At 74.4% G+C, this 24,908-nt stretch carries 21 protein-coding genes; 9 read left to right on the top strand and 12 right to left on the bottom strand.

Going from position 1 to position 24,908, the window contains the following annotated elements:
- Positions 1 to 97: 97 nt before the first annotated feature.
- From ACWEJX_RS17525 to ACWEJX_RS17510, 4 genes are read right to left on the bottom strand one after another with little or no spacing between them, the layout of a single operon-like run.
- Positions 98 to 1,633 (bottom strand): hypothetical protein, encoded by a 1,536-nt coding sequence (locus ACWEJX_RS17525; protein ID WP_451608316.1) that lies wholly within the window; start codon positions 1,631 to 1,633, stop codon positions 98 to 100.
- Between the two features lie 26 nt (positions 1,634 to 1,659).
- Complete coding sequence (locus ACWEJX_RS17520) at positions 1,660 to 3,258, bottom strand: serine/threonine-protein kinase (protein WP_451608315.1); 1,599 nt, start codon at positions 3,256 to 3,258, stop codon at positions 1,660 to 1,662.
- A complete protein-coding gene (locus tag ACWEJX_RS17515) occupies positions 3,255 to 5,117 on the bottom strand; it encodes an FHA domain-containing protein (protein WP_451608314.1) in 1,863 nt (620 codons plus the stop codon). Before ACWEJX_RS17515 ends, ACWEJX_RS17520 begins: the two co-directional genes overlap by 4 nt.
- Positions 5,118 to 5,156: 39 nt before the next feature.
- On the bottom strand, positions 5,157 to 6,461 hold the full coding sequence (locus ACWEJX_RS17510; protein ID WP_451608313.1) for a hypothetical protein: 1,305 nt from the start codon (positions 6,459 to 6,461) through the stop codon (positions 5,157 to 5,159).
- A gap of 382 nt (positions 6,462 to 6,843) precedes the next feature.
- Here ACWEJX_RS17510 and ACWEJX_RS17505 point away from each other — a divergent pair, with 382 nt between their 5' ends.
- Positions 6,844 to 7,824 carry a LysR family transcriptional regulator gene (locus tag ACWEJX_RS17505; RefSeq protein ID WP_451608312.1) on the top strand — a complete coding sequence of 327 codons (981 nt, stop codon included), beginning with the start codon at positions 6,844 to 6,846 and terminating at the stop codon, positions 7,822 to 7,824.
- Between the two features lie 235 nt (positions 7,825 to 8,059).
- A complete protein-coding gene (locus ACWEJX_RS17500; protein WP_451608311.1) occupies positions 8,060 to 9,670 on the top strand; it encodes a M4 family metallopeptidase in 1,611 nt (536 codons plus the stop codon).
- Positions 9,671 to 9,754: 84 nt separating this feature from the next.
- Here the strand turns inward: ACWEJX_RS17500 and ACWEJX_RS17495 are convergent, their stop codons facing one another.
- Complete coding sequence (locus tag ACWEJX_RS17495; protein ID WP_451608310.1) at positions 9,755 to 10,378, bottom strand: TetR/AcrR family transcriptional regulator; 624 nt, start codon at positions 10,376 to 10,378, stop codon at positions 9,755 to 9,757.
- A gap of 554 nt (positions 10,379 to 10,932) precedes the next feature.
- Here ACWEJX_RS17495 and ACWEJX_RS17490 point away from each other — a divergent pair.
- The gene (locus tag ACWEJX_RS17490; protein WP_451608309.1) at positions 10,933 to 11,763 is read left to right on the top strand and encodes an MmyB family transcriptional regulator; all 831 of its coding nucleotides are present in this window, start codon (positions 10,933 to 10,935) and stop codon (positions 11,761 to 11,763) included.
- A gap of 90 nt (positions 11,764 to 11,853) precedes the next feature.
- Here the strand turns inward: ACWEJX_RS17490 and ACWEJX_RS17485 are convergent, their stop codons facing one another.
- On the bottom strand, positions 11,854 to 14,679 hold the full coding sequence (locus ACWEJX_RS17485) for a hypothetical protein (RefSeq protein ID WP_451608308.1): 2,826 nt from the start codon (positions 14,677 to 14,679) through the stop codon (positions 11,854 to 11,856).
- A gap of 168 nt (positions 14,680 to 14,847) precedes the next feature.
- On the opposite strand from ACWEJX_RS17485, the gene ACWEJX_RS17480 reads away from it, so the two are divergent.
- Positions 14,848 to 15,468 (top strand): L-threonylcarbamoyladenylate synthase, encoded by a 621-nt coding sequence (locus ACWEJX_RS17480; protein ID WP_451608307.1) that lies wholly within the window; start codon positions 14,848 to 14,850, stop codon positions 15,466 to 15,468.
- 126 nt (positions 15,469 to 15,594) lie between these two features.
- Positions 15,595 to 16,266, top strand: coding sequence for a transcriptional repressor LexA (gene lexA, locus ACWEJX_RS17475; protein ID WP_403790303.1), 672 nt, complete (start codon positions 15,595 to 15,597; stop codon positions 16,264 to 16,266).
- A 44-nt stretch (positions 16,267 to 16,310) separates the two neighbouring features.
- Here lexA and ACWEJX_RS17470 read toward each other — a convergent pair whose 3' ends face one another.
- From ACWEJX_RS17470 to ACWEJX_RS17460, 3 genes are all read right to left on the bottom strand, one after another.
- On the bottom strand, positions 16,311 to 16,901 hold the full coding sequence (locus ACWEJX_RS17470) for an isochorismatase family protein (RefSeq protein WP_451608306.1): 591 nt from the start codon (positions 16,899 to 16,901) through the stop codon (positions 16,311 to 16,313).
- A 167-nt stretch (positions 16,902 to 17,068) separates the two neighbouring features.
- Positions 17,069 to 18,034 (bottom strand): M48 family metalloprotease, encoded by a 966-nt coding sequence (locus ACWEJX_RS17465; RefSeq protein ID WP_451608305.1) that lies wholly within the window; start codon positions 18,032 to 18,034, stop codon positions 17,069 to 17,071.
- Positions 18,031 to 18,402 (bottom strand): BlaI/MecI/CopY family transcriptional regulator, encoded by a 372-nt coding sequence (locus tag ACWEJX_RS17460; protein WP_451608304.1) that lies wholly within the window; start codon positions 18,400 to 18,402, stop codon positions 18,031 to 18,033. Before ACWEJX_RS17460 ends, ACWEJX_RS17465 begins: the two co-directional genes overlap by 4 nt.
- Positions 18,403 to 18,562: 160 nt before the next feature.
- On the opposite strand from ACWEJX_RS17460, the gene ACWEJX_RS17455 reads away from it, so the two are divergent.
- Both ACWEJX_RS17455 and ACWEJX_RS17450 read left to right on the top strand, forming a co-directional pair.
- A complete protein-coding gene (locus tag ACWEJX_RS17455) occupies positions 18,563 to 19,240 on the top strand; it encodes a DedA family protein (protein ID WP_451608303.1) in 678 nt (225 codons plus the stop codon).
- 3 nt (positions 19,241 to 19,243) lie between these two features.
- On the top strand, positions 19,244 to 19,972 hold the full coding sequence (locus ACWEJX_RS17450) for a phosphatase PAP2 family protein (protein ID WP_451608302.1): 729 nt from the start codon (positions 19,244 to 19,246) through the stop codon (positions 19,970 to 19,972).
- On the opposite strand, the gene ACWEJX_RS17445 is transcribed toward ACWEJX_RS17450, so the two are convergent.
- Positions 19,929 to 20,147: a twin-arginine translocase TatA/TatE family subunit gene (locus ACWEJX_RS17445; protein WP_451608301.1), complete on the bottom strand. Its 219-nt coding sequence runs from the start codon at positions 20,145 to 20,147 to the stop codon at positions 19,929 to 19,931. The genes ACWEJX_RS17450 and ACWEJX_RS17445 overlap by 44 nt on opposite strands.
- Positions 20,148 to 20,305: 158 nt before the next feature.
- Between ACWEJX_RS17445 and ACWEJX_RS17440 the strand changes: the two genes are divergently transcribed.
- On the top strand, positions 20,306 to 21,070 hold the full coding sequence (locus ACWEJX_RS17440) for an HNH endonuclease family protein (RefSeq protein ID WP_451608300.1): 765 nt from the start codon (positions 20,306 to 20,308) through the stop codon (positions 21,068 to 21,070).
- Positions 21,071 to 21,531: 461 nt separating this feature from the next.
- Here the strand turns inward: ACWEJX_RS17440 and ACWEJX_RS17435 are convergent, their stop codons facing one another.
- Both ACWEJX_RS17435 and ACWEJX_RS17430 read right to left on the bottom strand, forming a co-directional pair.
- The gene (locus ACWEJX_RS17435) at positions 21,532 to 22,164 is read right to left on the bottom strand and encodes a response regulator (RefSeq protein ID WP_451608299.1); all 633 of its coding nucleotides are present in this window, start codon (positions 22,162 to 22,164) and stop codon (positions 21,532 to 21,534) included.
- Entirely contained in the window at positions 22,161 to 23,249 is a 1,089-nt protein-coding gene (locus ACWEJX_RS17430) for an ATP-binding protein (RefSeq protein WP_451608298.1), read from the bottom strand. The genes ACWEJX_RS17435 and ACWEJX_RS17430 overlap by 4 nt, the downstream gene beginning before the upstream one ends.
- A gap of 345 nt (positions 23,250 to 23,594) precedes the next feature.
- Between ACWEJX_RS17430 and ACWEJX_RS17425 the strand changes: the two genes are divergently transcribed.
- On the top strand, positions 23,595 to 24,866 hold the full coding sequence (locus tag ACWEJX_RS17425) for a YncE family protein (protein WP_451608297.1): 1,272 nt from the start codon (positions 23,595 to 23,597) through the stop codon (positions 24,864 to 24,866).
- Positions 24,867 to 24,908: the final 42 nt, after the last annotated feature.

The raw sequence follows: 24,908 nt of genomic DNA, 5'->3' as shown, positions 1-24,908 counted from the left end.
GGCGGCGATCACCGGCCGGGCCCCGGTCCCCCGACCGAAACCGCCACCCGCCACCCGACGTCCCTTCCCGCCACCCGACGCGCCCTCTCGACGGCCGTCAGCCGGCACACGCGTACGTGAACGCGGCCTCGGCTTCGAGCGGGGTGGCGTGCGGGCGCAGGACCTCCAGGCGTGCGGCGCCGTGGAAGCGGCCCGGACCGCGGACGGTCCAGCGGAGGTGCACCGTGACCTCGTGCTCGCCGCCCCGGGCCGTACGGGTCAGGATGTCGGACCGCTGACCGTCGCTGCGCAGCCAGCGGTACGAGAACGGGCCCGCGTGGCCGTCCGTGGACACCACACCGGTCACGTCGGCCGTCCCGCCGCACGGCAGCTGCCGCGACGGGGCCGTGACCCGGACCGCCGTCACGGCCGGGCCTCCCGTCGGACGCGGCAGCAGCCACAGCACGACCGCCACCGCCGCCACCGCCGCGGTGGCGGCGAGCCGGCCGGCCCGCCGGCGTCGGCGTACGGGCGCGGGCGCCGGTGCCGGGGCGGTGGCCCACAGAGCGCGCAGGGCCTCCTCCTCGGAGCGCGGGACGCCCGGGCCGAAGCGCAGCACGATCTCACCGTCGTCCTCGTCCCCGCCACCGTCGGGAGTGAGAGGAGTGGCGGGGACGTCCCGGTGGCGCTTGCCGAGGACGGTGTCCTGCTGCTCCGGAGGCTGGTCATGGGCGATGCCGGCAGCGGCGGACGCGGCCTCCGACGCCGTCCCCGAAGCCACCGCCGTCGACCCCGCCACCGCCTCCGCCGTCGACCCCGCCTCCGCCGTCGCCTCCGCCACCGGCTCAGCCGCCGGGGGCGTCGGCGTGGTCAGTTCCGCCAGGGCGGCGGCCGCCGCCGTCCGCAGCGCCGTCCTGTGCAGGAAGTCCCGGGGCAGCGCCGCGCGCCCCGAGGTGAGCGTCGTACGGGCGGCGGCGAGGCCGTCGGACTCGGCCGTGGCGGAGCAGCGGGCGAAGAGCGCGGCCGCCGGGGTGCCGGGCGCCGACCAGGCGGTGCCGAGGGTACGGGCGAGAGCCGCCCACGCCGTGATGTCGGCGTCCCGGAGGGAGGCCGTGGACGCGGCGTTCTCGTCCTGGGCCAGCGCGGTGGCCAGCGACGTCTCGGTGAGCAGCGCGGTGCCGTCCGGGCCGAGGACCACGTGGTCGGCGGTGAGCGAACCGTGGGCGAGGCCGGCCGCGTGGAGGGCGAGCAGCGTCTGCGCGGTCTCGTTGAGCACGCTCGCCGCGCTGCCCTCGTCGAGCCCGGGTGCGCCGGCGGCGAGCAGGTCCGCGACCGTACGGGCCGGCGGGCGCGCGACGACCAGCCACACGTCCCCCGCCTCCTGGAGCAGGTCGACGGTGGCCGGTACGCCCGGCAGCCGCAGTTTCGCCACGGAGCGCACCGCGCCCGTGAGCCGCTCGCGCGCACCGCTCGGCGCGAGCAGGGCGCGATGGATCCGCAGGACGCCGAGCGGCGGTTCGTCCGCGTCGCGGTTCTCGGCGGGCGCGAGGGCGTACCAGGTGCCGAACCGGCCGTTCCGCGACCAGTCCGACAGGGCACGCCCGGCGACCGTGGCGGGTGCCGGGGGTGTCGGCGGCGTCAGCGGTGTCCTCATCCTGCCCGGTTCTCCTCGGTGGTGGCTCAGCACGGCGGTGCGTCGGCGGACGCCGTGCGCGTTCCGTCGGGGGACTGCGGGCTGCTGCTGACGGCGACGGTCCAGGTGCCCCGGCACGGGTGGTTCGAGAAGTCGCCCACGAAGGTCACCGAGTACTGGGTGCTGCCCGACAGTTGGCGGGACTGCGAACCGTACGACTCCGCGGGCGAGTCCACGTAGTAGTCGGCGGTGAGCGTCAGGGGGCCGGTGCCGGTGGTGTCGACGGTCACGTCGGCGATCAGCGTGCTGCCCGCCCCACGGCGCAGGGGGCCGATGACGATCGTGACCGTGCCCGGCGTCGCCGGCGTCGTCGCCGTCGGGTCCGGGGTGGCGGCCGCGGTGCCCGGTCCCCCGGGTGCGGTCGTGGTGGGTGTGCCGTCGGCGGACGGTGCCGTCGTCGTGTCGCTCGGCGTCGGTCCGGTCGAGGCGCTGCCGGACGGTGATCCGCTCGGCGTCGGAGAGTCCGAGGGCGGGAGGGACGACGAGGACGGGGCCGGGGCGCCGGACGCGGGGGTACCGGAAGGGACGGAGCTCGCCACGGTCGTCGTCGTGTCGTCGGCCGCTCCGGCCGTCGCCACCGCCGCCGCACCGCCCGCGACCACGGCAAGCACGGCCGCCCCGACCAGCGTCCTTCCGAGGACGCCCTTGAGGCGGCCCAGGACCGTCAGCGCCGGCGTCGCCTCGTACACCGCTCCGGTCGTCGCGAACGGGAACAACAGCGCGAGCAGGGCGGCGAGCCGCCCGAGCCCGCGGCGTCCGCGCTCCTCCCAGTCGGCGCCGTAGCCGTCCGTGGCGGCGCGTTCGAGTCCGGCGAGGAAGGCGTCGATGCCGGGCCGGTCCGCCGGTTCCTTCGCGAGACCCGTCCGCACCAGGTCGCGCACCGGCTCGGGCACGTCGGCCACCTCGACGGGCGCCCGCAGGTGCTGGAGCCGCAGCGCGATCAGGTCGTCGGCGACGAACGGCTGCCGGCCGGTGAGGCACTCGTAGAACACGGCCGTCGCCGCGTACACGTCGGCCGCCGGGCCCGCCGGCTCGCCGTCCCACTGCTCGGGCGCCATGTACGCGGGCGTGCCCGCGGCCTCCGCCTCGCGGCCCGCGCGCACGGCGATGCCGAAGTCGGCGAGGGCGCTCGAACCGTCGGCGCGGACCAGCACGTTCTCCGGCTTGTAGTCGCGGTGCACCACCCCGGCCGCGTGGGCCGCGCCCAGCCCGAGCAGCGAACCCTTGAGCAGCACGAGCGCCGCCTCCGGGCCGGTGGCCCCGTGCTCGCGCAGCAGTTCGCGCAGGGTGACCCCGTCGACCGCCTCCATGACGATCGCCGCGCCCCGCCGGGCCTCCACGTACTCGTACAGCCGCACCACGCACGGGTGCCGCAACTCGCCGAGCAGCCGCGCCTCGGCGCGGAACCGGGCCAGGAAGTCCCGGTCGCGGTGCAGCCGTTCGCTCAGGTACTTGACGGCCACGGGGGCTCCGGTCGCCTCGTGGCGTGCCAGGACGACCCGCCCGCCCGCGCCCCGGCCGAGCGTCCGCACGGCCTCGTAGCCGGGGACCTCCCAACCGGCATCCGTCCTGTGTGCGTCGCTCATGCCGTCCCCTCAAGCGCCGTGCCGTCCCCGGCCGCCCCGCCCGTTCCGTCCGCCGGGCGCGCCCGGTCCACGGCCGCCCCGCCCGACCCCTCGGCCGGGCGCCCCCGGCTCACAGCCGCCCCGTCCGTCCCGTCCGCCGGGCGCGCCCGGCCCCCGGCCGCCGCCGCCCGACGCCGCTTCACCACCCGTCCCAGCCACCGCACCGGCGCCGCCCAGACCGGGAAGGCCACGAGAGCCACGACCACGGCCACGAGCACCGTGTCCCACGGCGCGGGCACCCGCCCCTCCAGCCAGTCACCGAGCCGGGACCGCCAGGCCAGCAGGGCGAGGACCAGGAAGCCGTACGTCCCGACGACCACCGCCAGGCCGTACGCGGCCATGCCGGTCTGCCGCGCCCCCGGCCGGCGGCCCGCCCGCAGGTCCCGCCAGAGCCCCTTTCGGAAGTACGCGCTCGCCTCCTCGCGCAGCCGCGGCACCCGCAGCGCATCCGTCAGCGCCTGGTAACCGTCCAGCGGCATCAGCGGATTGAAGTTGTACAGCGTATTCAGATACAGACCGAAGGCCAGGTGGAACAGCACGGCCGACACCGGCCCCACCGGCAGGTACGCCGCACCCACGGCGCACCAGCCCGCCAGCGCGGCCGTCGACACCGGCCCGGACAGCGCCACCACGACCCGCGACCAGCGGGTGCCGAACCACATGTCGCTCGTGTCCACGAAGGCGAACGGCATCCCCATCATGAGCATGAAGCCGCCCCGCCTCACCTTGCGGCCGTACGACTTCACCGCCAGGGCGTGCGCGAGTTCGTGCACCACGAGCGCGGAGACGTAGCCGACGGCGAGCGCCACCGGGCCCCAGACCCCGGACCCGCCGAAGTCGAGGAGGTGCTGCCGGTCCTGCGCCACCGTGAAGAACACCACCAGTCCGCCGAGCAGCGACAGCCAGACCAGCGCCACTCCGGTACGGGTGAAGAACCGCCAGCCGCCGCCGGAGTACAGCCGCGTCACCGCGCCGTCGAGGCCCGGCACGGACACCTCCAGCCTGAGCAGGGCCCGGTACACCGCCCGCCACAGCCGCCGCACTCCGGTGACGTCCTGCTTCTCCGGCTGCCCGGGCAGGCCGTGGAGGAGGCCGGCGCCCGCGAACGCCGCGAGCGCGGCCTCGATCCGCGGCAGCGCCAGCTCGCCGAAGCGGTCCGCGTACGCGAAGAGCAGGTCCCGCACGGTGGCGTCGCCGTCGAGCGCGTTCCACAGGAACACCTCGCGCTCGTCGAGCCGGAGGTACCCGCCGGTCCGCGTGTTGCTCAGCACCCAGTGCGGCTCCGCGCGGCCGCTCGTCGGCACCTGCTTGAGCGCCCATCCGCCGCGGCGGCGCGGCCGCGCGGTGAGCGGGCCGTGCGCCTCCGGCGCCTCCGGCTCGGCGACGGTGCCGGCGGGCAGCTCGGTGAGCCGGGTGCCGACCATGACGGTCCGGGAGCCGATCCGCGCGTCACGCGGCTGCTCGAACACCATTCGCACGTCGCCGACGCACAGTTCGGCGCCGTCGTCCAGGCGAGCCGAACCGCCGTGCAGGGGCGCCCCGCCGGCGACGGCCGTGCCGTTGAAGGAGTCCAGGTCCTCGACCCGGAAGCCCGACGCGTCACGGACGACGCGGGCATGGCGGCGCGACACGCTGCCGTCCGCCAGGACGACGTCGTTGTCCGCGCCGCGGCCCAGCGTGGTGACCTCGCCGGTCAGCGAGACGAGCAGGCCGGGGTCGTCGAGGCCGCGCAGCCGGGGCGCGGCGAACGACGTCGGTGCCGCGCCGCGGCGCAGGGTGCCGCAGCGCAGGCAGTACGGGAAGTCGCGCCGGACGTGCACGCGACAGGCATGGCAGAGCATTCCGATGGGCCCGACGCCTCAGGAACCGGTGACGAAGGAACCGCCGGCGGAGCCGCCGAGCGCGTCGTGGCCGGGCCCGGTGGTGCGCAGGTGGCTGTCGCCGAGCCGGTCGAGGCCGGGGCGGATGATCCCGCCTCCGCCGCTGGGCCGACGCCCGTTCTCGCCGCTGCTTACTTCTCCGCCGCCGCCTTCTCCGCCGCCGCCTTCGCCACCGCCGCCTTCGCCACCGCCGGGGTCGCCTCCGCCGCTGGGCCGGCGCCCGTTCTCGCTGCTGCTTCCCTCGCCTCCGCCGCCCTCGCCGCCGCCGTCACCGCCACCGGAGCCGCCGCCGCTGGGCCGGCGCCCGTTCTCGCTGCTGCCGCCGCCCCCGCCGTCGCCCTCACCGCCGCCGCCTTCGCCACCGCCGGAGCCGCCGCCGGGTCGGCGTCCGTTCTCGCTGCTGCTGCCTTCGCCGCCGCCCCCGCCGTCGCCGCCACCCTCACCGCCTCCGCCGCCTTCGCCTCCGCCGCTGGGCCGGCGTCCGTTCTCGCTGCTGCTCCCGTCTCCGCCGCCTTCGCCTCCGCCGCCTTCCCCTCCGCCGCCTTCGCCTCCGCCGTCCTCGCCCCGCTCGGAGATGCCGCCGTGGCCGAAGTCGCCGGCATGGCCGCCCTCCCCGCCGGGGCCGCCGCCGAAGCCGTCGCCGTGGCCACCGATTCCGCCGAAGCCGTCGGCGCCGAACCCTCCGCCGAATCCGCCGTCCTCGCCGAAGCCACCCGGCCCGCCGCTCCCCAGGTCGCCGGACCCGTGACCGCCGAAGCCGTCGCCGCCGCCGTCACCGAAGGAGCCGAAGTCACCGAAGCCGCCGGAGTCACCGAAATCACCGAAATCGCCCGAGCCGCCCAGGTCTCCCGGGCCGCCGAGGTCGCCCAGCAGGGACCCGCCGTCGTCGAAGGACGCGTCGCCGAGCGAGTCGCCGAGGAGACCGGCGGCCTCGGTGGGGGCCACGTCGAGCTCGGCCGTCTCGGCGGCCGGCACCACATCATGCGTCACGGCGTCATGCGTCACGGCGTCATGCGAGGGCGCGTCGAACGGCATGTCGTGGTGGGCCAGGGCGTGCGCCGCGTTGCCGAAGAAAAGGGACGACTTGGACAGTCGTGCGGCGAGGGTCGTCGGCCCCTCGCTCGTACCCGAGTCCACCCGGAGCCGGCGCAGCTCGTCGAGCTGCTCGGGCGTCAGGCCGAGTCTTCGGGCCACCTCGGCGGTGTCGCCGTCGAGTTCCGCAGCGAACCCGGGGTCAGTGGCCAGGCGGGTCATGGCATCGCGAAAGGCGTCGTTGTCGGTCATGGCCTCACGTTCTCCGTCGGGGTGCGTGCGCGTGGTGCTTCCGGCGGGAAGTGGAGGGTCCCCCTGGTCGGCGGCATGGATGCCATTCCGGCCATCCCAACCGATGCCTGCACGGACCCTTATAGAGGGTTTCGACCGCCCTGCGCAAGGGTGCAGGAGGGGACGAACCGCCTGCCGGGCAGGGGTCCGGCAGAAGGGTTTCGGCCAGCCCGGTCCGCCACGGCCCGCGGCGGGGCCGACCCCGGCCGTACGCAGATTTTGCCGTCCCGTGGTTGCCGCCCCCACGGCTCCGTCAGACGCTTGGTCACCATGCCCCCGGGCAGCTGGTTTCTGCTGGTCACGGGGGGTGCAGGGGACCCTCCGCCCTGAGCGGGGGACGTACATGCACCTCGAGTTCCGGCACCTCCGGGTCCTGCTCACCGTCGCCGAGGCCGGCAGCATCCGCAAGGCCGCCGCACGGCTGCAGCTCTCCCAGCCGGCCACGAGCGCCCAGCTGAAGCGGATCGAGCAGGAGTTGGGCGGTCCGCTCTTCGTCCGGAGCGCCGAGGGGGTGAAGCCGAACGAGAACGGGCAGTACGTGCTGCGCTGCGCACGCGACCTCGTGGTCGGCTTCGACCGGCTGCGCCAGCACGCGCGGTCGGCCGCCGAGGCGGACCGGGAGGCCGCCGCGCCGCTGCGGGCGGGCGGAACGGCCGGTCCCCTGGTGTCGTTGCTGATCTCCGCCCTCTTCGAACTCGACCCGGAACGCCGGCTCACCATCGACTCCCGCCGCTCGGTGCACACCCTCGTCAAGGCGCTGAGCCAGGCGAAATGCGACATAGCGGCGTTCGGTGAGTTCCCGGGCTTTCCGCTGCCCGTCGGCGATTCGGTCGCGACGCGCACCCTGCTGCGCGAGCCGGTCTTCGTCCTGCTCGCCGAGGACCATCCGCTGGCCCGCCAGGAGAAGGTCGGCCTCCATGAGCTGGCGGGCGAGGAGTGGGCCATGCCGGAGGCCGACGAGAGCGGTGTGCACGCGTACCTCCATCTCACCTGTCAGGCGGCGGGGTTCACTCCGCGCATCGCCCATGTGACGCCGGACCTGTCCGTGGCGCAGATCCTGGTGGCCAGCCGCCGTGCCGTGTGCGGTGTCTGGCCGACGGCCGAGGTCCCCACGCAGGGCACCGTGCTGCGGCCGCTGGTGGACGTCCCGTTCCACCGGCGGCTGTTGCTGGCCTGGAACACGGAGTCGGTTCCGCCCGAGCTCGCCGACGCGGCGGCCGAGCGGGTGCTCGCCGCGTATCTGTCGCTGGTGCGGGAGCGGCCGCAGTACCTGGCCTGGTGGCAGGACGGCGGGGAGGAGTTCGCGCTCGGCGCGGACACGTGACCGGCCGGGTCCGCGGTCCGGGCGCGCTTCGCCCCGGCGGCGCTCCCCGCGGGAGACGTGACCGGCCGGGTCCGCAGCCCGGGCGCGCTTCGCCCCGGGGGCGCTCCCCGCACCCCTATAGCTCCGCGGTTATATCCCACCTGGGATCACGTCAGGAACATGTCACCTGGTGAACACTTCGCGTCAACGTCCAAGGACGTCGTCACCCCCACGACGAGCGAAGGAACCACCCGTCATGGCCCGTCCCCTTCTTGCCCTTTCCACGATGGTCGCCGCCGGCGTCATCACCGCGGGTGCGATGACCGCACCGGCGTACTCGCAGTCCCCCGAGACGCAGCAGGCGACCTCCGCGCGCTCGGCGCGCGACACGGCCATATCCCGGGCCGAGGCGAACGTGGCCCGGCACGCCGACACCTTCGGCTTCGGCGCCGGCCAGGCGCTCCACGTCAAGGACGTCATCATCGACGCCGACGGCACCCAGCACGTCCGCTTCGAGCGGACCTACCGCGGCCTCCCGGTCGTCGGTGGCGACTTCGTCGTCCACCAGAAGGCCGACGGCTCGCTCAAGGGCTCCAGCAACGCCAAGGCCCACAAGGTGGCGCTCACGTCCGTCAGCCCCACCGTCGGCGCCAAGGGCACCGCGGCCGGCGCCCTGAAGCGCGCGCAGGGCCTGGTCAGCAACGCCCAGTCCACCCCCGAGCTGATCGTGTGGGCCGCCGACGGCACCCCGCGCCTCGCCTGGCGCACCACGGTCCAGGGCCTGGGCGACAAGGGCCAGCCGCACGGCGAGGTCTTCGTCACCGACGCCACCACCGGCGCCGCGATCGAGAACTACGACGTCGAGCACGAGGCGACCGGCACCGGCCACTCCGAGTACACCGGTGACATCAGCATCGACACCACCCTGCAGGCCAACGGCACCTTCGCCCTCATCGACCCGCTGCGCGGCCACATCACCAAGGACGCGCACAACGTCTCGGCCTCGTCCCTGAACAGCTCCTCCGGCACCCTGTTCACCGACGCCGACAACATCTGGGGCGACGGCCGGAAGTTCTCCACCGACCGCGCCACCGCCGCCGTCGACGCGCACGCCAACACCGCGATGACGTACGACTACTACAAGGCGACGTTCGGCCGTAACGGCATCAAGAACGACGGCCGCGGCGCCACCGTCTTCGTCCACGTCGGCACCAACTGGGACAACGCCCAGTGGTCGGACTCCTGCTTCTGCATGATGACCGGCGACGGCAACGGCACCACCGACCCCGAGCAGGTCGACCTCGACACCATGGGCCACGAGATGACCCACGGCGTCACCTCGGCCACCGCCAACCTGCGCTACAGCGGTGAGTCCGGCGGCCTGAACGAGGCCACCAGCGACATCCTCGGCACCATGGTCGAGTGGTACGCCAACAACCCGATCGACACCCCGGACTACCTCTTCAGCGACCAGTCCACCCCGCCGTGGCTGCGTCGCTTCGACAAGCCGTCCCTGGACGGGCGCTCCGCCGACTACTGGTCGAAGTCCGTGGGCCGGCTCGACGTGCACAACTCCTCGGGCGTCGGCAACCACTGGTTCTACCTCGCCAGCGAGGGCAGCGGCGCCAAGACCATCAACGGCGTCTCCTACAACAGCCCGACGTACAACGGCTCCACCGTCACCGGCATCGGCAACCAGAAGGCGTCCGCCATCTGGTACCGGGCGCTGACCGTCTACATGACCTCCACCACGGACTACAAGGGCGCCCGCACGGCGACCCTGAACGCGGCGAAGGACCTGTACGGCGCCACCAGCCCCGAGTACGCCACCGTGGCCGCCGCCTGGACCGCGGTCAACGTCCTCTGACGCACCCACGCACGGCATGAGCCGTGACAGCCGGCCCGGACGACGCCGAGGAACCCCTCGGCCGTCGCCCGGGCCCCGGCGCGTTCACGCCCCGGCGGCGGTCGTTCCGGTGCGGCGGGGCCGGGCGACGGTGACGAGGTACGCGGCGTACTCGTCGAGGGCGGCGAGCGCGAGGGCGTCGTCGCGGTCGATCAGCCAGGTGAGGGTGAGGCCGTCCAGGACTCCGAGGCCGTGCCGGGCGAGGACGGGCAGCGGGACGGTCCACTCGATGCCGGCCAGCCGGGCCATCGTCTCCAGGGAGGCGACGGTGACCTCCGCGTAGTGCGCGTACTGCCTGCGCGCGAGTTCGGCGAGGCCCGGCTGGCGCAGCGCGTACTGGGTGAGCTCGTACGTGAGGAGGTGCTCGTCCGGACTGCGCCGGATGCCCTCCCAGTACGTGTGCAGGGCCGCCCGGATCGTCTCCTCGGCGGAGGCGCCCTCGGTGGCCGCCGCGACGGCGGGGGTCGAGGCGCGCACCATGATCCGCTCGATGACGCTCTGCAGCAGCTCCTCCTTGGAGCGGAAGCAGTAGTGGAACGCGCCGAGCGGCAGCCCGGCCTCGCCGACGACCGCGCGGGTGGTCGCCCTGGCCACACCGTCGCGGATCATGACCCGGATCGCCGCCTCGATCAGCTCCTCGCGGCGCTCGTCGGCCGAACGTCGGGTCATGCGCGGCTCCAGGATGCGGTCGATGGCGTGCGGGTCAGCGGGCTCCGGGCACGCTACCCCACCGACTCGGATCTTCGCGCAGGGACGGAGGGAGGCCCCGGGCAGGGGTGGAGGGATCTGCCCGGGGCCCACGAACCGGCCGGCCGGCGCCACGGGCGTACGCCGTCGGCCGCTCGTACGGTCGGTGTCGAGGACGCGACATCGTGGCGATTGTCGGCACCGACCGCAGCGGATGGCCCCCCGAACCCCCGGCGTGGGCAGAGCCGGTACGGCGTCGACGCGCCGGCCGGCCGCCCCGCCGGAGCTTCGGCGAGGACGAACAGGGCTGCCCCAACGAGCCGACGTGACGGATCTGGCCGTCCGGCTCGCAAATCGCCCTGCCGTGTTGCAGTGTGGCCGTCCCGCCCCGCTTCCCGGCAGGTCAGACGTCCACACCACCCAGCTTGTCCCGTCGGCCGGGCGATATCTACGCGCAGTTTTTATGAGGAATACCGGCGCCACTAATTCCCCCCGGCGGCACCGGCAGCACCACGTAGGACGACACGACGATGGCCTTGAACAAACCAGCGCTGAAGGCGCTGCTCACCGGGCGACGGGCGCTGATCTGCCCGGAGGAACACGGCCTCGCCCGCCCGACCGGCCAGGGCCGCCGTGCCCACGGCCTGTCCCAGCAGCAGGTCGACGAGCTGACCGGGCGGGCGCTGCACACGTACAGCCGGCTGGAGACCGGCCGTTACCCCAACCCGCCGATCGGCTACCTGCGGCAGATCGCCCGGCTCTTCGGGCTGAACGAGCAGGAGTGGGACAGCCTCTGCCGGTACGCCGGCATCGGCGACCCGCCCGGCCCGCTCAGCACGGTCTCCGGGCTCGAGGTGCACGGCGCGTGGCAGGAGGCCGTCGACGGGATCTCGCACATGGCGTACGTCACCGACGCCTCCTGGAACCTGCTCGCCTACAACGAGCCCCTGGCCGAGGCGTTTCCGGGCGGCCGGACCCCGGACAACATGATGGACTGGATGCTGCTCGACCCCGACGGCCGCGTCACCCTGATGAGCTGGCGGACCGTCTGGGCGCCGCTGGTCCTGCCCCAGCTGCGGGCCGCGCTCGCGCTGCGCCCCGACGACGAGACGCTGCTGCGCATCGCCCGACGGGCGGTCGAGGACCCGGCGCTGCGGCCGCTGTGGGTGGCCGGCGGGGCGCAGGTCCATCCGGACGGCGACGAACGCCCGCTGCGCCACGCCCGCTACGGGCCCGGACACGTCACCATGTGCGCCGCGCAGCCGATGGCCGCCCCGGGCTCGCGGCTGATGATCCTGGTCTTCCACCCCGGCACCGCGAAGGCACACGCGCGGCTTCCCGTGCTCCGCGCCCACGCCGACGCCTGACCCCTCGGCGCCGGACGCCGGACGGCCGCCGGTCCCCCGGAAGGGACCGGCGGCCGCCGGGTCAACTCGGTTCGGTCGATTCAGCCCGTCTCAGGAGGCGTCCCGTACCGTCCCGGTGAACTCCGGGCCCTGGACGGGCTCCCACTTCCCGTCGTACGTGAACAGCCGGGCCCGCAGCGACTCGTTCGGCTCCCGGACCGTGTCCTTGGCCGTGGGCAGGGTCACGTCGGTGGCGGTCCGGCCGGCGGGGACGGAGAAGCCCAGCGACGAGTCCGGCCCCATCAGCGTGGACAGCGGCACCGCCGGGTCCGGCACGTGGCCGAAGTTCTCCTCCAGCCAGCCCGGGTCGAGGTCCGCCGAGTTCAGCTCCGCGCCGCCGGTCACCGGCAGGAACGTGATCCCGCCCACCACGTCGGCGTCGGCCGCCGCGGACAGCGTCACGCGCCAGGCCAGCCTGCCGCCCTCGGTCACGTCGGCCGCGACCGGCGTGATCCGGACCTTGGGCATGGGGTCGTCGTTCTTCGCGGTCACACCGCCGTGGTGGGCGCCGACCACCGCGCCGCGCACCGCCTTGACGAAGGCGTCCTGCGACACGTCGTTCCCGAAGCGCGTGTTGCCGCGCACCTCGACCTCGACGTCGATGTCCTGGCGGCCCGGGCGGACCGTGACCAGGCGCGAGGCGATCTCGTCGGTGCCGGGCTTGGGTACGAACAGCCGGACCTGGCCGCTGCCCTTGCCGGAGACCCGCACCGGGACGCGGTACGTGCGCACGCCCGAGTCGCCCTCCTTGACCGTCAGCCGGCCGATGTCGACGCGCGGCAGCTCCGCCGCGGCGACCGCCGGCAGACCGGGGCGCCAGCCCCAGGCGTCCATGAGCCAGGCCCGGCCCGACCCGGCGCGCGGGGTGAGTTCGAGCGTGCTGATCTTCTTGAGGTCCAGGCGGGCCCGGGTGGCGGGGGACAGCGGGACGCGGACCTCGCGGGCCCAGAGCGCGGTGTTCCGGTCGCTGCCCGGCAGTCCGTCGACACGGACCCGGCCGAGCGCCGCGCGGTGGCCCGAGGCGTCGGTCACGGCCACGTCGAACTCGGTGCCGCTGGTGTTCGGCGGCACGAAGAGCCGCAGCGCGAGGGACTCGGCGCCGTCGAGCGCGACCGGGCGCGCGGAGCGCACGGTCACCGGGGTGCCCGGGCGGCTCCAGCGCAGGGCGATGGCGTCCCGCCCCGGCTCGCGCCCGGTCTCCCAGAACGCGAAGTGCGGCGACTGGCCGCCCTCGTCGGGCTTCAGGCAGGCCCGCGCCGGGTCGGGGTCGATCTGCGCGCACAGCCGGCCGGCGCCCGACACGGTGACCGAGGAGCCCGGCAGGAAGGCGGGCGTGCGCCGCCCGCCGACCGCGTGGCTGAGCACCCGCGCCGGGCCGGCCGAGGGTGCCCGGCGCCCGGTGCCGTCGAGCAGCGGACGGACCTTGTCGTCGCCGTCGACGAACACCCGGGCCGCGGCAGCGATGTAGGTGGCGCCGGCGGTCTGCTGCTTCGCGGCGGTGAGCCGGGTCGCGGTGCCGGGGGAGCAGACCGGGTCGGTCGCGCCCGGCTCGGACCCGAAGTCGTCGTCGGCGGGCGCCTGGGCCTGCCCCGGCGTCCATTCGCTGTTGAAGAAGTTGTGGTTGGCGCCGACCACGTAGACCGCGCTGTGCAGGGCGGCGCCCTTGCTGACGCCCCTGGTGCCGTCGACGTAGATCTGGCCCTGGAGGTCCGACACATCGCCGTCGCAGCCCGGCAGGATCGTCATGGACGGCACGTCCGGGACCGGGTTCTGGCCGAAGATCGTGGGCCCGATCAGGACGTTGCCGCGGATCTTCCACCGCACGGGCCCCCGGTAGCCGTCCTGGTCGGCGGGCGGCGGGTAGAGGCTGTCGAGCGCGGCCCGGTTGACGCCCTCGCCGCCTCGCGAGTGGCCGACGAGCAGCACCTTGGAGAGGTCGGCGGGCGCGGTGCCCCGCACGGCGGCCGGGGCCGTCTCCGGGTGCGCGGCCCAGTCGGCCCAGCGGGCGAGGTGCAGCCGGACCAGCGACGAGCGGGCCTGGGCGCCGCCGTCCTCGGCCAGGTAGTCCTGTCCGTTGATGCCGTTGGCGGAGATCGACAGGGTCACGTAGCCCTGCGAGGCGAGCAGCTTCTGGGCCGTCAGATAGCCCTGGTGGCTCGGTATCGGCTTGGTCCCGGCCGGGCAGGGCCACTGGCCGGTCACCTCGTCGTGGCCCGGCGTGTAGCAGGTGCCGTGCCGGCCGTGCAGGAAGAGCGCCACCGGGCGCTTCCCCGGCGCGTTCGCCGGGCCGACGACGGTGGCGCGCATCTCGACGGGCGCGGGGAAGCCGGGCAGCTTCACGGACCGCAGGTCGTACTCGCCGCGCACGGTGCGGTAGTGACCGGGCACGCCGGGGTCCACCGGGTTCGCCGGCAGCGGCGGCTCCTGCCCCGCGGACGGGGTGAGCGGGCGGGCGGGGGCGAGCCGGGGTGCCCGGGCGTCGCCGGACCCGGCCGCGGGCGCGTCGAGGCGGCGGCCGGCGGCGGTCACGCTCAGCCGCGCCCCCTGGTCGACGGAGGTCTCGCCGAGCGTCAACCGAAACGTTTTTCCATCGGGTTGGGCCACCGGATGTCCCAGCAGCCGGTCGCCGTCCCGGAACTCGACCCGGGCATCGCCCATGGGCACGGGCTCCGGGGCCGTCCAGACCAGCTGCCGGCCCGCACCGGTGCCGGTGAGCCGCCAGCCCCCCGGCAGGCCGAGCCCGCCGTCCGGCGACGCCGTCGGCGGTGTCGCCGACGGCGTGTGCGGCGCCGGCTGCGCGGACGCGATGCCCGGCGCCGCCGCCGTCATGGCCAGTAACGCCACTGCGGTGGTCACTCCGCGTGTGACACGTATCAAAGCGGTCTTCCTCACGATCGGTTCTCGTGGGGAAACTCCTGGGACCCCCCGTCACCCGGTCTCCCGGGCATCACCGGCCCCCGGTTCCCCCCTCGCCCCGGGAGGACGGTGGTGCCCGCCCGCGGGTTGCCTCGGCACGCCCGATGCCGCATCCCGTAGGGTCGGGAAATGGCCAAGTACTTCGACGTGCACCCGATCTCGCCGCAGCCCCGCACCATCGGCACCGTGGTCGACAGCCTCCGGGCCGACGCCCTGATCGCCTACCCCACCGACTCCTGCTTCGCGCTCGGCTGCCGCATCGACAACCACGAGGGGCTGGACCGGATCCGCACCATCCGGCGCCTCGACGACCGCCACCACTTCACCCTGGTCTGTGAGAACTTCGCCCAACTCGGCCAGTTCGTGCGCTTCGACAACGACGTCTTCCGCGCCGTGAAGGCCGCGACCCCGGGCAGCTACACCTTCATCCTGCCCGCCACCAAGGAGGTCCCGCGCCGCCTCCAGCACCCCAAGAAGAAGACCGTCGGCGTCCGCATCCCCGACCACGCCGTCACGCTCTCGCTGCTCGCCGCCCTCGGCGAACCCCTGGTCTCCAGCACCCTGCTGCTCCCGGACGAGGACGAGCCGATGACCCAGGGCTGGGAGATCAAGGAGCGCCTCGACCACGTCCTCGACGCGGTGGTCGACTCCGGCGACTGCGGCACGGAACCCACCACCGTCGTCGACTTCTCCAGCGGCGAGGCCGAGATCGTACGGCGCGGAGCGGGTGACCCGAGCCGCTTCGAGTGACGCCGACGGGCAGCGGAAACGGTCCGTCGACGGTCCGACCAGTGGACCCGACCTGCTGCGATGTCGGTGCGGCGGGTTAGTGTGCAGTATCGGCGCAAGCGGAAGAGCGAAGAACGGAGGCCGACCATGGGCAGGAACCGTGCCGGCCGGCCGCCGGGCACCCGGACCAACGACGACGGGTTGACCCAGCGGCAGCAGCAGATCCTCGACATCATCCGCTCCCACACCCAGGACCACGGCTTCCCGCCGTCGATGCGGGAGATCGCGTCCGCCGCCGGTCTGCTCAGCACGTCCAGCGTGTCCCACCAGATCCGGGCCCTGGAGAAGAAGGGCTTCCTGCGCCAGGACCCGCAGCGTCCGCGCGCCTATGTGGTCGCCGACGCCGGGTCCGCCGCCGGCCCTGACGGCAGCCTGGCCGAGCGGCAGGCCGTGACCGTGCCCCTGGTCGGCCGGATCGCGGCCGGCGTGCCCATCACCGCCGAGGAACTGGTGGAGGACACCCTGGTGCTGCCCGCCCAGGTCGTCGGCGCGGGCCGGCTGTTCGCCGTGACCGTCGTGGGCGACTCGATGCGGGACGCGCACATCGAGGACGGCGACGTCGTGGTCGTCCGCGCCCAGGACACCGCCGACGACGGCGACATCGTCGCCGCCATGCTGGACGGCGAGGCCACCGTGAAGCGCCTCGCGCACGAGGGCCCGCACGTCTGGCTGATGCCGGCCAACCCGCGCTACGCGCCGATACCCGGCGACGACGCCGTGATCCTCGGCAAGGTCGTCTCGGTCTTCCGTACCCTCTGAGCCGCGCGCCGCCGGGCCGGACCCCGGTTCGGCCCGGCCCGGGTTCAGCTCAGCGCGGCCGCGGTCGGCACGACGATCCCGTACAGGTCGTCGACGGTCGCGAGCGCGCCGTCGTGCAGCTGCCGCGCCGACACCTCGGCGCCCGCCGTCGCCAGTGGCCGGGTCGCGCAGGCGTCGGCGACGACGGTCGGGCGGTTGCCGCGCAGGAAGGCGCCGGCCGTCGTGAAGGCCACGCACATGTGGGTCATGAAGCCGGCGACGACGACGTCCTTGTGCCCGGCGGCGTCCAGGTGCTCGCCCAGGTCGGTGCCCACGAAGGCGTCCGGCGCCGTCTTGACCACGACCCGCTCGCCCTCGGCCGGAGCCACCCGGGGGTGGATCTGCCCGATCTCGGCGCGGATGTCGTACGGGGTGCCCTCGCCGCCGTCGTTGATGACGTGGATGACGGTGGCACCGGCCGCCCGGGCCCGGGCCAGCAGGTCGGCGGCGGCGTCCAGCGCGGCCTCCCAGCCGGTCAGCTCCATCACGCCACGGGTGTAGGTGTTCTGGTAGTCGATCAGGATCAGCGTCGCGTCGGCCAGCGAGGCCGGGGTCTGGTCGAAGCCGCTGAGCGTGCGCAGGGTGGTGGAGGACATGACGCCCTTTCTCAGGGTGGTTCGGGAAGGGAACGCGGCCACTGGTCCGGTTCCGGACCCCGGTCGACCGCGCCCCTCCACGCTACGAACCACCCCGTGATGGCGGCAATGTCATACGAGTTGCAGATCCGGACATCGCCCCGGGAGGCCGCGTCGCCGCCGGCGCGTCAGAGCTCCGCCCCGTCGCCCTGGGCGACTTCGACGTCCCGGTGCAGCAGGGTGAGGCCCGCGGCCGCGGATCCGGCGGCGGTGCCGCACAGCAGCGCCATGGCGAGCAGAGCGGGCGCGACGCGCCGGGTCGGTGCCCGGCCGAGCAGTGCCCTGACCCGCGCGGGGACGGGCCCGCCGACCGCCCGGGCCGCGAACTCGGGCCGGTCCGACCGCCCCGGGGTGGCGGCGAGCGCCGCCCGGCCGACGGCCCGCGCGGTCAGCCCGCGGTCCCCGGAGCGCCGGGCCGCCGCCTCGTCCGCGGCGCGCTCCGCCGCGTACGACACCTGCGGCAGCGCGCCACCGAGCGCGGGGTGGCACCAGCCGGCGAACCGGGCCGCGGCCAGGAAGAGATGGTGACGTCCGGCGAGATGGGCGCGCTCATGGGCGAGCAGCGCCTCGCGCTCGGGCGCGCTCAGGGCGCGCAGCATCCCGGAGGTGACGACGATCCGGTCCGGCCGGCGCCGGGTCCCGGGCAGCGCGTACGCGTCGGCGCGCGGGTCGTCGACGACGCACAGACCACCGGCGTGCGGCAGCCCGGCCACGTCCTCGTGCGCGGCCCGCATCCGCCGCGCCTCCGGGACCGCCCGGCGGACCGCGACGGCGGAGGCGACGGCGAGCGCCCCGGCGGCGAGCACGGAGAGGCCGAGGACCAGGAAGCGCGGCCCGGTGTCCAGCGGCCGCACGAGCTCGGCGAGCCGTGCCAGCGGCGGTACGGCGAGGGCGAGCGGCAGCAGCAGGGCGCCCAGACAGGCGACGACGCCAAGGGCGAGGGCGGCGGCCGCACCGGTGACGGTCCACAGCGCGATGTCGGGCCGCACCCGCTCGGCCACCCGCCGGGCGAGCGGCGGCAGCCCCCACGGCAGGAGCAGCGGGAACAGCAGCAGGGGGAGCGGCGCCAGGGCCGGCAGCGCCGGTACGGTCACGATCCGCCGCCCTCCAGGAGGCGCCGCAGCTCGGCCTCGTCCGCGGGGCTCAGCCCCTCGACGAAGCGCGCCAGGACCATGCCGCGGTCGCCGTCCTGCTCCAGCTCGCGGTGCATCCGGCGGGCGGTCAGCCCATGGGAGTCCTCGATCGGGTGATAGACGAAGCCGCGCCCGGCCGGACTCCGGTCGATCGCGCCCTTCTCGTAGAGCCTGGCGAGGAGCGTCGCCACCGTGGTGCGGGCGAGCGGCTGCGGTATCGCGGACCTGACCTGGGCGGCCGTCTGCGGGCCGCCGGCCGACCAGAGGGCCGCGAGCACACTGGCCTCCAGCTCGCCCGAGGGGCGTCGCTCGTTCTCCGTCTCCGCCATGGAACCTTCGTCTCCGGGTTTTCGTCTACAGTGAAGTAGACCGACTACTGTTCTGTAGACAGAGGATACGTGGTCGTCACCCCCGCCCGCCCGGGCATGCCCGGCCGCCGTACCGCCAGAACCGGAACGACCGGATCGATCAGAACGAAGGGCCGAGCCGATGCCCCTGCCGCTCCTCGCCGCAGCACCACCGCTCACCGCGCTCGCGGTGAATCCGCTGGACGCGCACTCCCTGCTGGCCACCTTCGGCACGCTCGGCATCGCGTTCGTCCTGTTCGCCGAGACCGGCCTGCTCATCGGCTTCTTCCTGCCGGGCGACTCGCTCCTCTTCACCGCGGGGCTGCTCTGCGCGGGCTCCGCCACCGCGCCCGGCCACCTCTCGCTGCCGTGGGTGCTGCTCGCCGCCGTCGCGGGCGCGCTCGCCGGGGCCCAGACCGGCTATCTCCTCGGCCGCCGCGCGGGACCGGCCCTGCTGGCCCGGTCCCGATCCCGCAAGATCGCCGAGGGCGCGGCCAGAGCCGGCGAGATCCTGGAGCGGTACGGCCACGCGAAGGCGATCGTCCTCGCCCGCTTCCTGCCGATCGTGCGCACGGTGCTCAACCCGCTCGCCGGCGTCCTCGACGTCCCCGCCCGCACCTTCGCGCTCTGGCAGGTGCTCGGCGGGCTGCTGTGGACCGTCGGCGTGACCCTCGCCGGATACGGGCTCGGTGCGTCCGTGCCGAGCATCGACCGCTATCTGCTGCCCGTCATCGCCCTGGTCGTCGTCGTCTCGCTGATTCCCGTCGCCCTGGAAGTGCGCCGGGCCCGCCGCACCCGCCGCGTCGAAGGGGGAGTCTGACCGGTGCTCCTCGCCACCCCCGCGACCCCCGCGATCCCCATGCCGCTCCGGGACCTCGCGCTCCCGGCCCTCGCGCCCCTGGCGGCTCCCGCGTCCGGGACCTCCCTCGACGGCAGGTCCTTCGACGGGGCCGGCATCGACGGGCCGGTGTACCTCGACGTCGTCCACGCGGCCCAGGCCGCACCCGGCTGGTTCGACCACGCCGTCAGCGCCTACTCCGCCTACGGGCTCGCCGTCTTCGCCGCGCTCATGGGGTACGGCTGGTGGCGGGCGCGCGGCATGGGCGACCGGGACCGGGCGGTGCGGGCGCTGGCCGCGCCCGTGCTCACGGCCCTGGCCTTCCTGGTGAGCGCCGCGCTGAAGCTGCGCGTACGTGAACTGCGGCCCTGTCAGTCGCTGCACGTGGTCACCCTGGAGGCGTGCCCGGCGGCCGGCGACTGGTCGTTCCCGAGCAACCACGCGACCATCGCCGCCGCCGCGGCGGTCGCCCTCTGGTTCGTCTCGGCCCGGCTCGGCCTGGTCGCGAGCGTCTGCGCGCTCGTGATGGCCGCCTCACGCGTGTGGGTGGGCGCCCACTACCCGCACGACATCGCCGCCGGACTCGCCGTCGGTGCCGCGGTCGCGGTGTCGCTCGGGCTGCTCGTCCGGGGCTTCGCCCCGGCCCTGGCCGGCCTGATCCCGGGCCCGGTCAGGACCTTCGCCCTGGGCCCTGCCCGGGAGGCGTCGGCCTGACCTGATAGGTGGCCCGGGGCTCCGCGTCCGCCGCGTCGTCCTTCATCGCCCGGGCCTCGCTCTTGAGGATGCGCGCCGACTTGCCCGCGCTGCGGGCGAGATCCGGCAGCTTCCTCGCGCCGAGCACCACGATGGCGATGATCAGCAGAATCGCCATCTCGCTCAAACCGAACACGTCAGCCCTCCCGGCCCTGTTGCCGACGCCGACTGAGCGCGCGCCGCCGTCTCTTCTACGAGACTGTAGAGCATCCCTGGTCTTCACCGCCTTCCCCTGTCGTCGAACAGGTACGCTGCCGCGCGTAGCGGCGGTAAGCGGAGGGAACGATTCGGCTCATGCGGCGTCAGAAGAGCAGGTACATAACGGCATTGGTCGCGGCGGCGCTGCTCGCCGCCACCGGATGCGCGGGGCAGGGCGACGGCTCGTCGGGGCGGGACGCCAAGGGCAGCGGACCGGGCACGGCGGGCCCCGTCCGCCCCGGTGGCGCGACCCCCGGCGGCGAACCCACCGGAGCTCCCGGCGGCGGTGCCTCGGCCGGCGACGGAAAGCTCCCCGGGATGCCGACCGCCGCGCGGGCCCGCACCCTGCTCGCCGGCCTGAAGGTGGCCCCGCAGGGCTCCATGACCGGTTACAGCCGTGACAGGTTCCCGCACTGGGCCGAGCAGGGCGACAGCTGCAACACCCGCGAGACCGTGCTCGAACGCGACGGCAAGGACGTCAAGCGCGACGCCGAGTGCCGCGCCGTCTCCGGCACCTGGGTCAGTGCCTACGACGGCAAGACCTTCACCAAGGCGTCCGGCCTGGACATCGACCACACCGTGCCGCTCGCCAACGCCTGGCGCTCCGGCGCGAGCGGCTGGACCCAGGAGAAGCGCAAGGCGTTCGCCAACGACCTCACCCACCCCCAGCTCCTCTCCGTCTCTGCGGTGTCCAACCGGTCCAAGGGCGACCAGGGGCCCGACGAGTGGCAGCCGCCGCTGAAGTCCGACTGGTGCGGGTACGGCAGGGCCTGGACCTCCGTGAAGGCCACCTACGGCCTGTCGGTGACCGCCGCCGAGAAGAGCATGCTCGGGAAGATGCTGGACACCTGCGGCTCCTGACCCGAAGAGCGGGTGCCGGGCGAGCGGCCCGGGTCCGATCGCGACGGCGGTCCCCCGGCCGTCACCATGCCCGCCGTCGTGGCCGGGGCGAGCGCCTCGGCGGCGAGCCGGTCCTGCCGCTGCCCGGCTCGCCGGTGACGACGAGCGCTCCGCCGCGCCCCGCGCGGGCGGTCGCGAGGAGAGCGGCGATGTGCCCCGACTCGGAACCCCGGCCCACGAGTTCCTCCCGCCCCCCGACGGGAGGGGGCACGCGGACCGGGGTGGTACAGGCGTACGGCTGGGTCTTCTGCCTCTCCAGCGGTGCGGGAAGAGGAGGAGCCGGGCCGGCGGTGTGGAGGATGGTGGCGCCGCGCGGGGAGGCTGGGGGTGCCGCCGCGCGGTCGCCGTGGACGACGATACGAAGCGGGCCCCTGCCCCCTGCAGCCGTCCGTTTGGGGGGCTTGCGTGCCGGCCGGCCGGTGTCAGCCCCCGTCGAGGCTGTCCTCGCGCACCCGGCAGGCCAGGTCGATCTTGGTGTAGGCGGGGCGTCCGGCCTGCTGGTACTTGGCCTTGACCCGGTCGAGGTAGTCCTTCGCGGTGTGCACGGTGATGCCGGCCCGGCGGGCGGCGGACTTGAGGGTCATGCCGGAGGCGTAGTCCAGCAGGATCTCCCGTTCGCGCGGCGAGAGCCGGGGCCGGGCCGGGCTGGTGTCGTGCGCGCAGGCGAAGGCGAGTTCGGGGGAGTGGGCGCCGCGCCCGGCCGCGATGTCCTTGATGGCGGCGACCAGGGTCGGCAGGTCGTTGTCCTTCGTCAGATAGCCGTCCGCGCCCGCTCGCAGCGCCTCGATGACCCGGGTGCGGTCGGGCACGGTGCTGATGACCAGGACCCGGCTGCCCGCGCGCAGCAGCCGCCGGATGTTGTCGGCCGGCTCGGAGCCGTCCCGCAGGAGCAGGTCGAGCAGCACGATGCCGGGCGGCGCGGCGCCGGTCAGGTCGAGGAGTCCGCCGACGTTCGCGGCGGTCGCCACGAGCCGCAGTTCGGGCACCTGGCCGAGCCAGGACCGCATGCCGTCGAGGAGCATCCGGTCGTCGTCGACGACGGCGACGTCGATCACGCGGGCCACCTCAGCTCCACCCGTACGCCCTCGCCGGGCGCCGTGTCGACGACGGCCCGGCCGCCGACCTCGGCCATCCGGGAGTGCACCGATCCGCGCAGGCCGAAGCCCGGCACGTAGTCCTCGGGGTCGAAGCCGGGGCCCCGGTCGACCACGGTGACGAGCAGTCCGCGGTCGCCGCTGCCGGCCGCGGTGAGATAGGCGTGGCCGGTGCCCGCGTGGCGCCGTACGTTGTTGAGCGCCTCGCGCGCGGCGTCGGCGAACGCCGCGGCCACCTCGGGCGGCACCGGGGGCAGTTCGTGGTACTGGGCGGTGACCCGCAGTCGCAGGCTCTCGGCGGAGCGGACGGCGTCCTCCAGGGCGGCGCCCAGCTCCGGGTGGTGGACCTCGTCGGCGGTCTGCTGGATGAGCCGGCGCAGATAGGCGGCCTCGCGGCCGCAGCGCTCCCTGACCTCGGGCGCGTTGCCGTCGATGCCGCCGCCGGCGAGCGCGGTCAGGGTGGCGAGCACGGTGTCGTGCAGCGCCCGGTGGTGGTCCAGGCGTTCGGCGTACCGCGCCTTCTGGCGCTCCGCGGCGAGGGCGCGCGCGTTGGCCTCGTCGAGCAGCCGCCCCTGGCGGCGCAGGTACCACCACATGATCGCGGTCATCGCCGCCGAAGAGAGCAGCGAGTTGAGGTGTCCGCCGAGGACCGCGCGGCTCGCGCCGACCAGGTGGTAGCCCAGCAGATGGGTGACGACGAGCAGCGCGATCGCGGTGAGGGCCTGCCGCCGTGCGAGGACGATGGCGGCGAGGCTGCTCGCCGAGCCGCCGAGCAGCATCGCCCAGCCGATCGTCGGGGTCTCCCGGACCCCGCCCCACCCGTACAGGACGTACGGCAGCGCGCATCCGGTGACGAGCACGTCGGCCCACACGAGCCGCGGCTCGAACCAGCCGCGCCGCAGCGCCGCCCCGTACACGAGCAGGCTGAGCGCGAGCGCCGCCGCGAGGCACAGGTACTGCGCGGGGTGGCCGTCGCGGCGCTGGGCGACGGCGAGGACGCCGACCGTGAGATGACTGGCCCGGTACAGGAGGGTGGTCAGGATCATGAAGGACTGCGCGCGCTGGAGGCCCGACCCGACCCCGTTCCTGGGGCGCAGCGCGCTCAGCCGCTGGATGGCTCCGATTGACCGTCGTATCGACCCGTTCAGCTTGTGCACCGTTCCCCCAGGAGTTGCCGCCGTCACGCATTGTGCCTCAGCGGGCACCTGCCGACAGGGCCGCTACCAGCCGTTTCGCGGGCGGTGTGAAGGCGGTGTGCGGAAGCTGTGCCCGTGGTGCCGGCCGGGGTGCGGGAGGGGCGCGCCAAAGTCTTGCCGGTGTGACATGTCCATGGTTACCTCGGGTAAGTCCTCGTCAGGAGCCCTCGTCAGGAGCCGGAAGAAGGAACCCCCATGCCCTCTCCCCGCCTGCGCCTCGGCGCAGTCCTCGCCGCCGGAATCGCCCTCGTCGCGGCGCTCGGCGGCACGCCGGCCGCCGCCCGGCCGTTCGCCCGACCCGTCACCACGGACGCCGACGGCGCACTGCGCGAGGTGATGTTCGTCGGCAACAACTGGGACGGCACCGCCGATGTCATCGAATCCCGGGGCGACTTCCGCCACATCGGCCGGGTGAACGTGATCCCCGACCGGGAGGAGCGGCTCCGCGAGATCTACCTCGACCCGATCCGGCTGGGCTTCTTCCTCGGCGTCCGCAACGGACCGGGCGAGGGCCACGACCAGTTCGTCGACGACATGTACGCCACGCCCGACGGCACCGCCATGGTCGTGTCCCGGCCCAGCTTCGCCGACGTCGTCTCGATCGACCTGCGCACCGGCCGCATCAACTGGCGCTTTGCGGTGGCCGGTTACCGATCCGACCACATGGCCGTCTCGCCCGACGGCACCCGCGTCGCCGTCTCGGCCTCCACCGCCGACACCGTGCACGTCCTCGACATCGTCACCGGCCGCCAGCTCGGCTCCTTCAAGACCGGCGCCAAGCCCCACGAGAACGTCTTCACCTCCGACGGCCTGCTGTGGAACATGTCCATCGGCGAGGTCACCACCGCCCTCGACGCCCCCTGGCTCGACTGGACCAAGGGCGACCGGAAGATCACCGTCGTCGACGCGGCCACCTTCCGGACCGTACGGGTCATCGACATGCGCGAGCGGCTCGACGCCTTCGGACGCGGCGACCTCTCCGACGCGGTGCGGCCCCTCGTCTTCACCCCGGACGAGAAGAAGATCTACTTCCAGGTCTCCTTCTTCAACGGCTTCCTCGAGTACGACATCGCCACCGACCGCATCACCCGCCTGAAGACCCTCCCCGCCAACCCGGCCACCAACCCCGACCGCACCACCTGGGTCAACGACTCACGCCACCACGGGCTCTCCATCAGCCCGGACGGCGGAAAGCTGTGCGTCGCCGGGACGATGGACGACTATGCGACCGTCGTCGACCGGGCCACCCTCCAGGAGGGCCCGCTGGTCGAGGCGAACAAGCCGTACTGGGCGACGGTCAGCGGCGACGGCAAGGACTGCGTCATCTCCGAGAGCGGCGCCGACCGGGTGACCGCGATCGACTTCGCCACCGGACGGCGGGTGGCCACCGTGGACGTCGGCGACCACCCGCAGCGGGTCCGCCTCGCGCGCGTACCCGCCGACTGGACCGGCCCCGCGGCCGGCTGACCGCCTCCCCGCACCCGTATCCGCCCGCACACGACGAAGGGG

This window comes from Streptomyces sp. NPDC004788 (genome assembly GCF_053601115.1).
The sequence above is the reverse complement of the archived record's forward strand: the minus strand, read 5'-3'. Positions and strand labels throughout refer to the sequence as shown.

What these genes read in the sequence shown, in the direction of transcription:
- ACWEJX_RS17440 (WP_451608300.1), top strand. Translation starts at nt 20,306, where the DNA reads ATGCGGCGTCAGAAGAGCAGGTACATAACGGCATTGGTCGCGGCGGCG.
- ACWEJX_RS17455 (WP_451608303.1), top strand. Translation starts at nt 18,563, where the DNA reads ATGCCCCTGCCGCTCCTCGCCGCAGCACCACCGCTCACCGCGCTCGCG.
- ACWEJX_RS17525 (WP_451608316.1), bottom strand. Translation starts at nt 1,633, where the DNA reads ATGAGGACACCGCTGACGCCGCCGACACCCCCGGCACCCGCCACGGTC.
- ACWEJX_RS17505 (WP_451608312.1), top strand. Translation starts at nt 6,844, where the DNA reads ATGCACCTCGAGTTCCGGCACCTCCGGGTCCTGCTCACCGTCGCCGAG.
- ACWEJX_RS17430 (WP_451608298.1), bottom strand. Translation starts at nt 23,249, where the DNA reads ATGATCCTGACCACCCTCCTGTACCGGGCCAGTCATCTCACGGTCGGC.
- ACWEJX_RS17500 (WP_451608311.1), top strand. Translation starts at nt 8,060, where the DNA reads ATGGCCCGTCCCCTTCTTGCCCTTTCCACGATGGTCGCCGCCGGCGTC.
- ACWEJX_RS17520 (WP_451608315.1), bottom strand. Translation starts at nt 3,258, where the DNA reads ATGAGCGACGCACACAGGACGGATGCCGGTTGGGAGGTCCCCGGCTAC.
- ACWEJX_RS17470 (WP_451608306.1), bottom strand. Translation starts at nt 16,901, where the DNA reads ATGTCCTCCACCACCCTGCGCACGCTCAGCGGCTTCGACCAGACCCCG.
- ACWEJX_RS17510 (WP_451608313.1), bottom strand. Translation starts at nt 6,461, where the DNA reads ATGACCGACAACGACGCCTTTCGCGATGCCATGACCCGCCTGGCCACT.
- lexA (WP_403790303.1), top strand. Translation starts at nt 15,595, where the DNA reads ATGGGCAGGAACCGTGCCGGCCGGCCGCCGGGCACCCGGACCAACGAC.
- ACWEJX_RS17425 (WP_451608297.1), top strand. Translation starts at nt 23,595, where the DNA reads ATGCCCTCTCCCCGCCTGCGCCTCGGCGCAGTCCTCGCCGCCGGAATC.
- ACWEJX_RS17495 (WP_451608310.1), bottom strand. Translation starts at nt 10,378, where the DNA reads ATGACCCGACGTTCGGCCGACGAGCGCCGCGAGGAGCTGATCGAGGCG.
- ACWEJX_RS17480 (WP_451608307.1), top strand. Translation starts at nt 14,848, where the DNA reads ATGGCCAAGTACTTCGACGTGCACCCGATCTCGCCGCAGCCCCGCACC.
- ACWEJX_RS17460 (WP_451608304.1), bottom strand. Translation starts at nt 18,402, where the DNA reads ATGGCGGAGACGGAGAACGAGCGACGCCCCTCGGGCGAGCTGGAGGCC.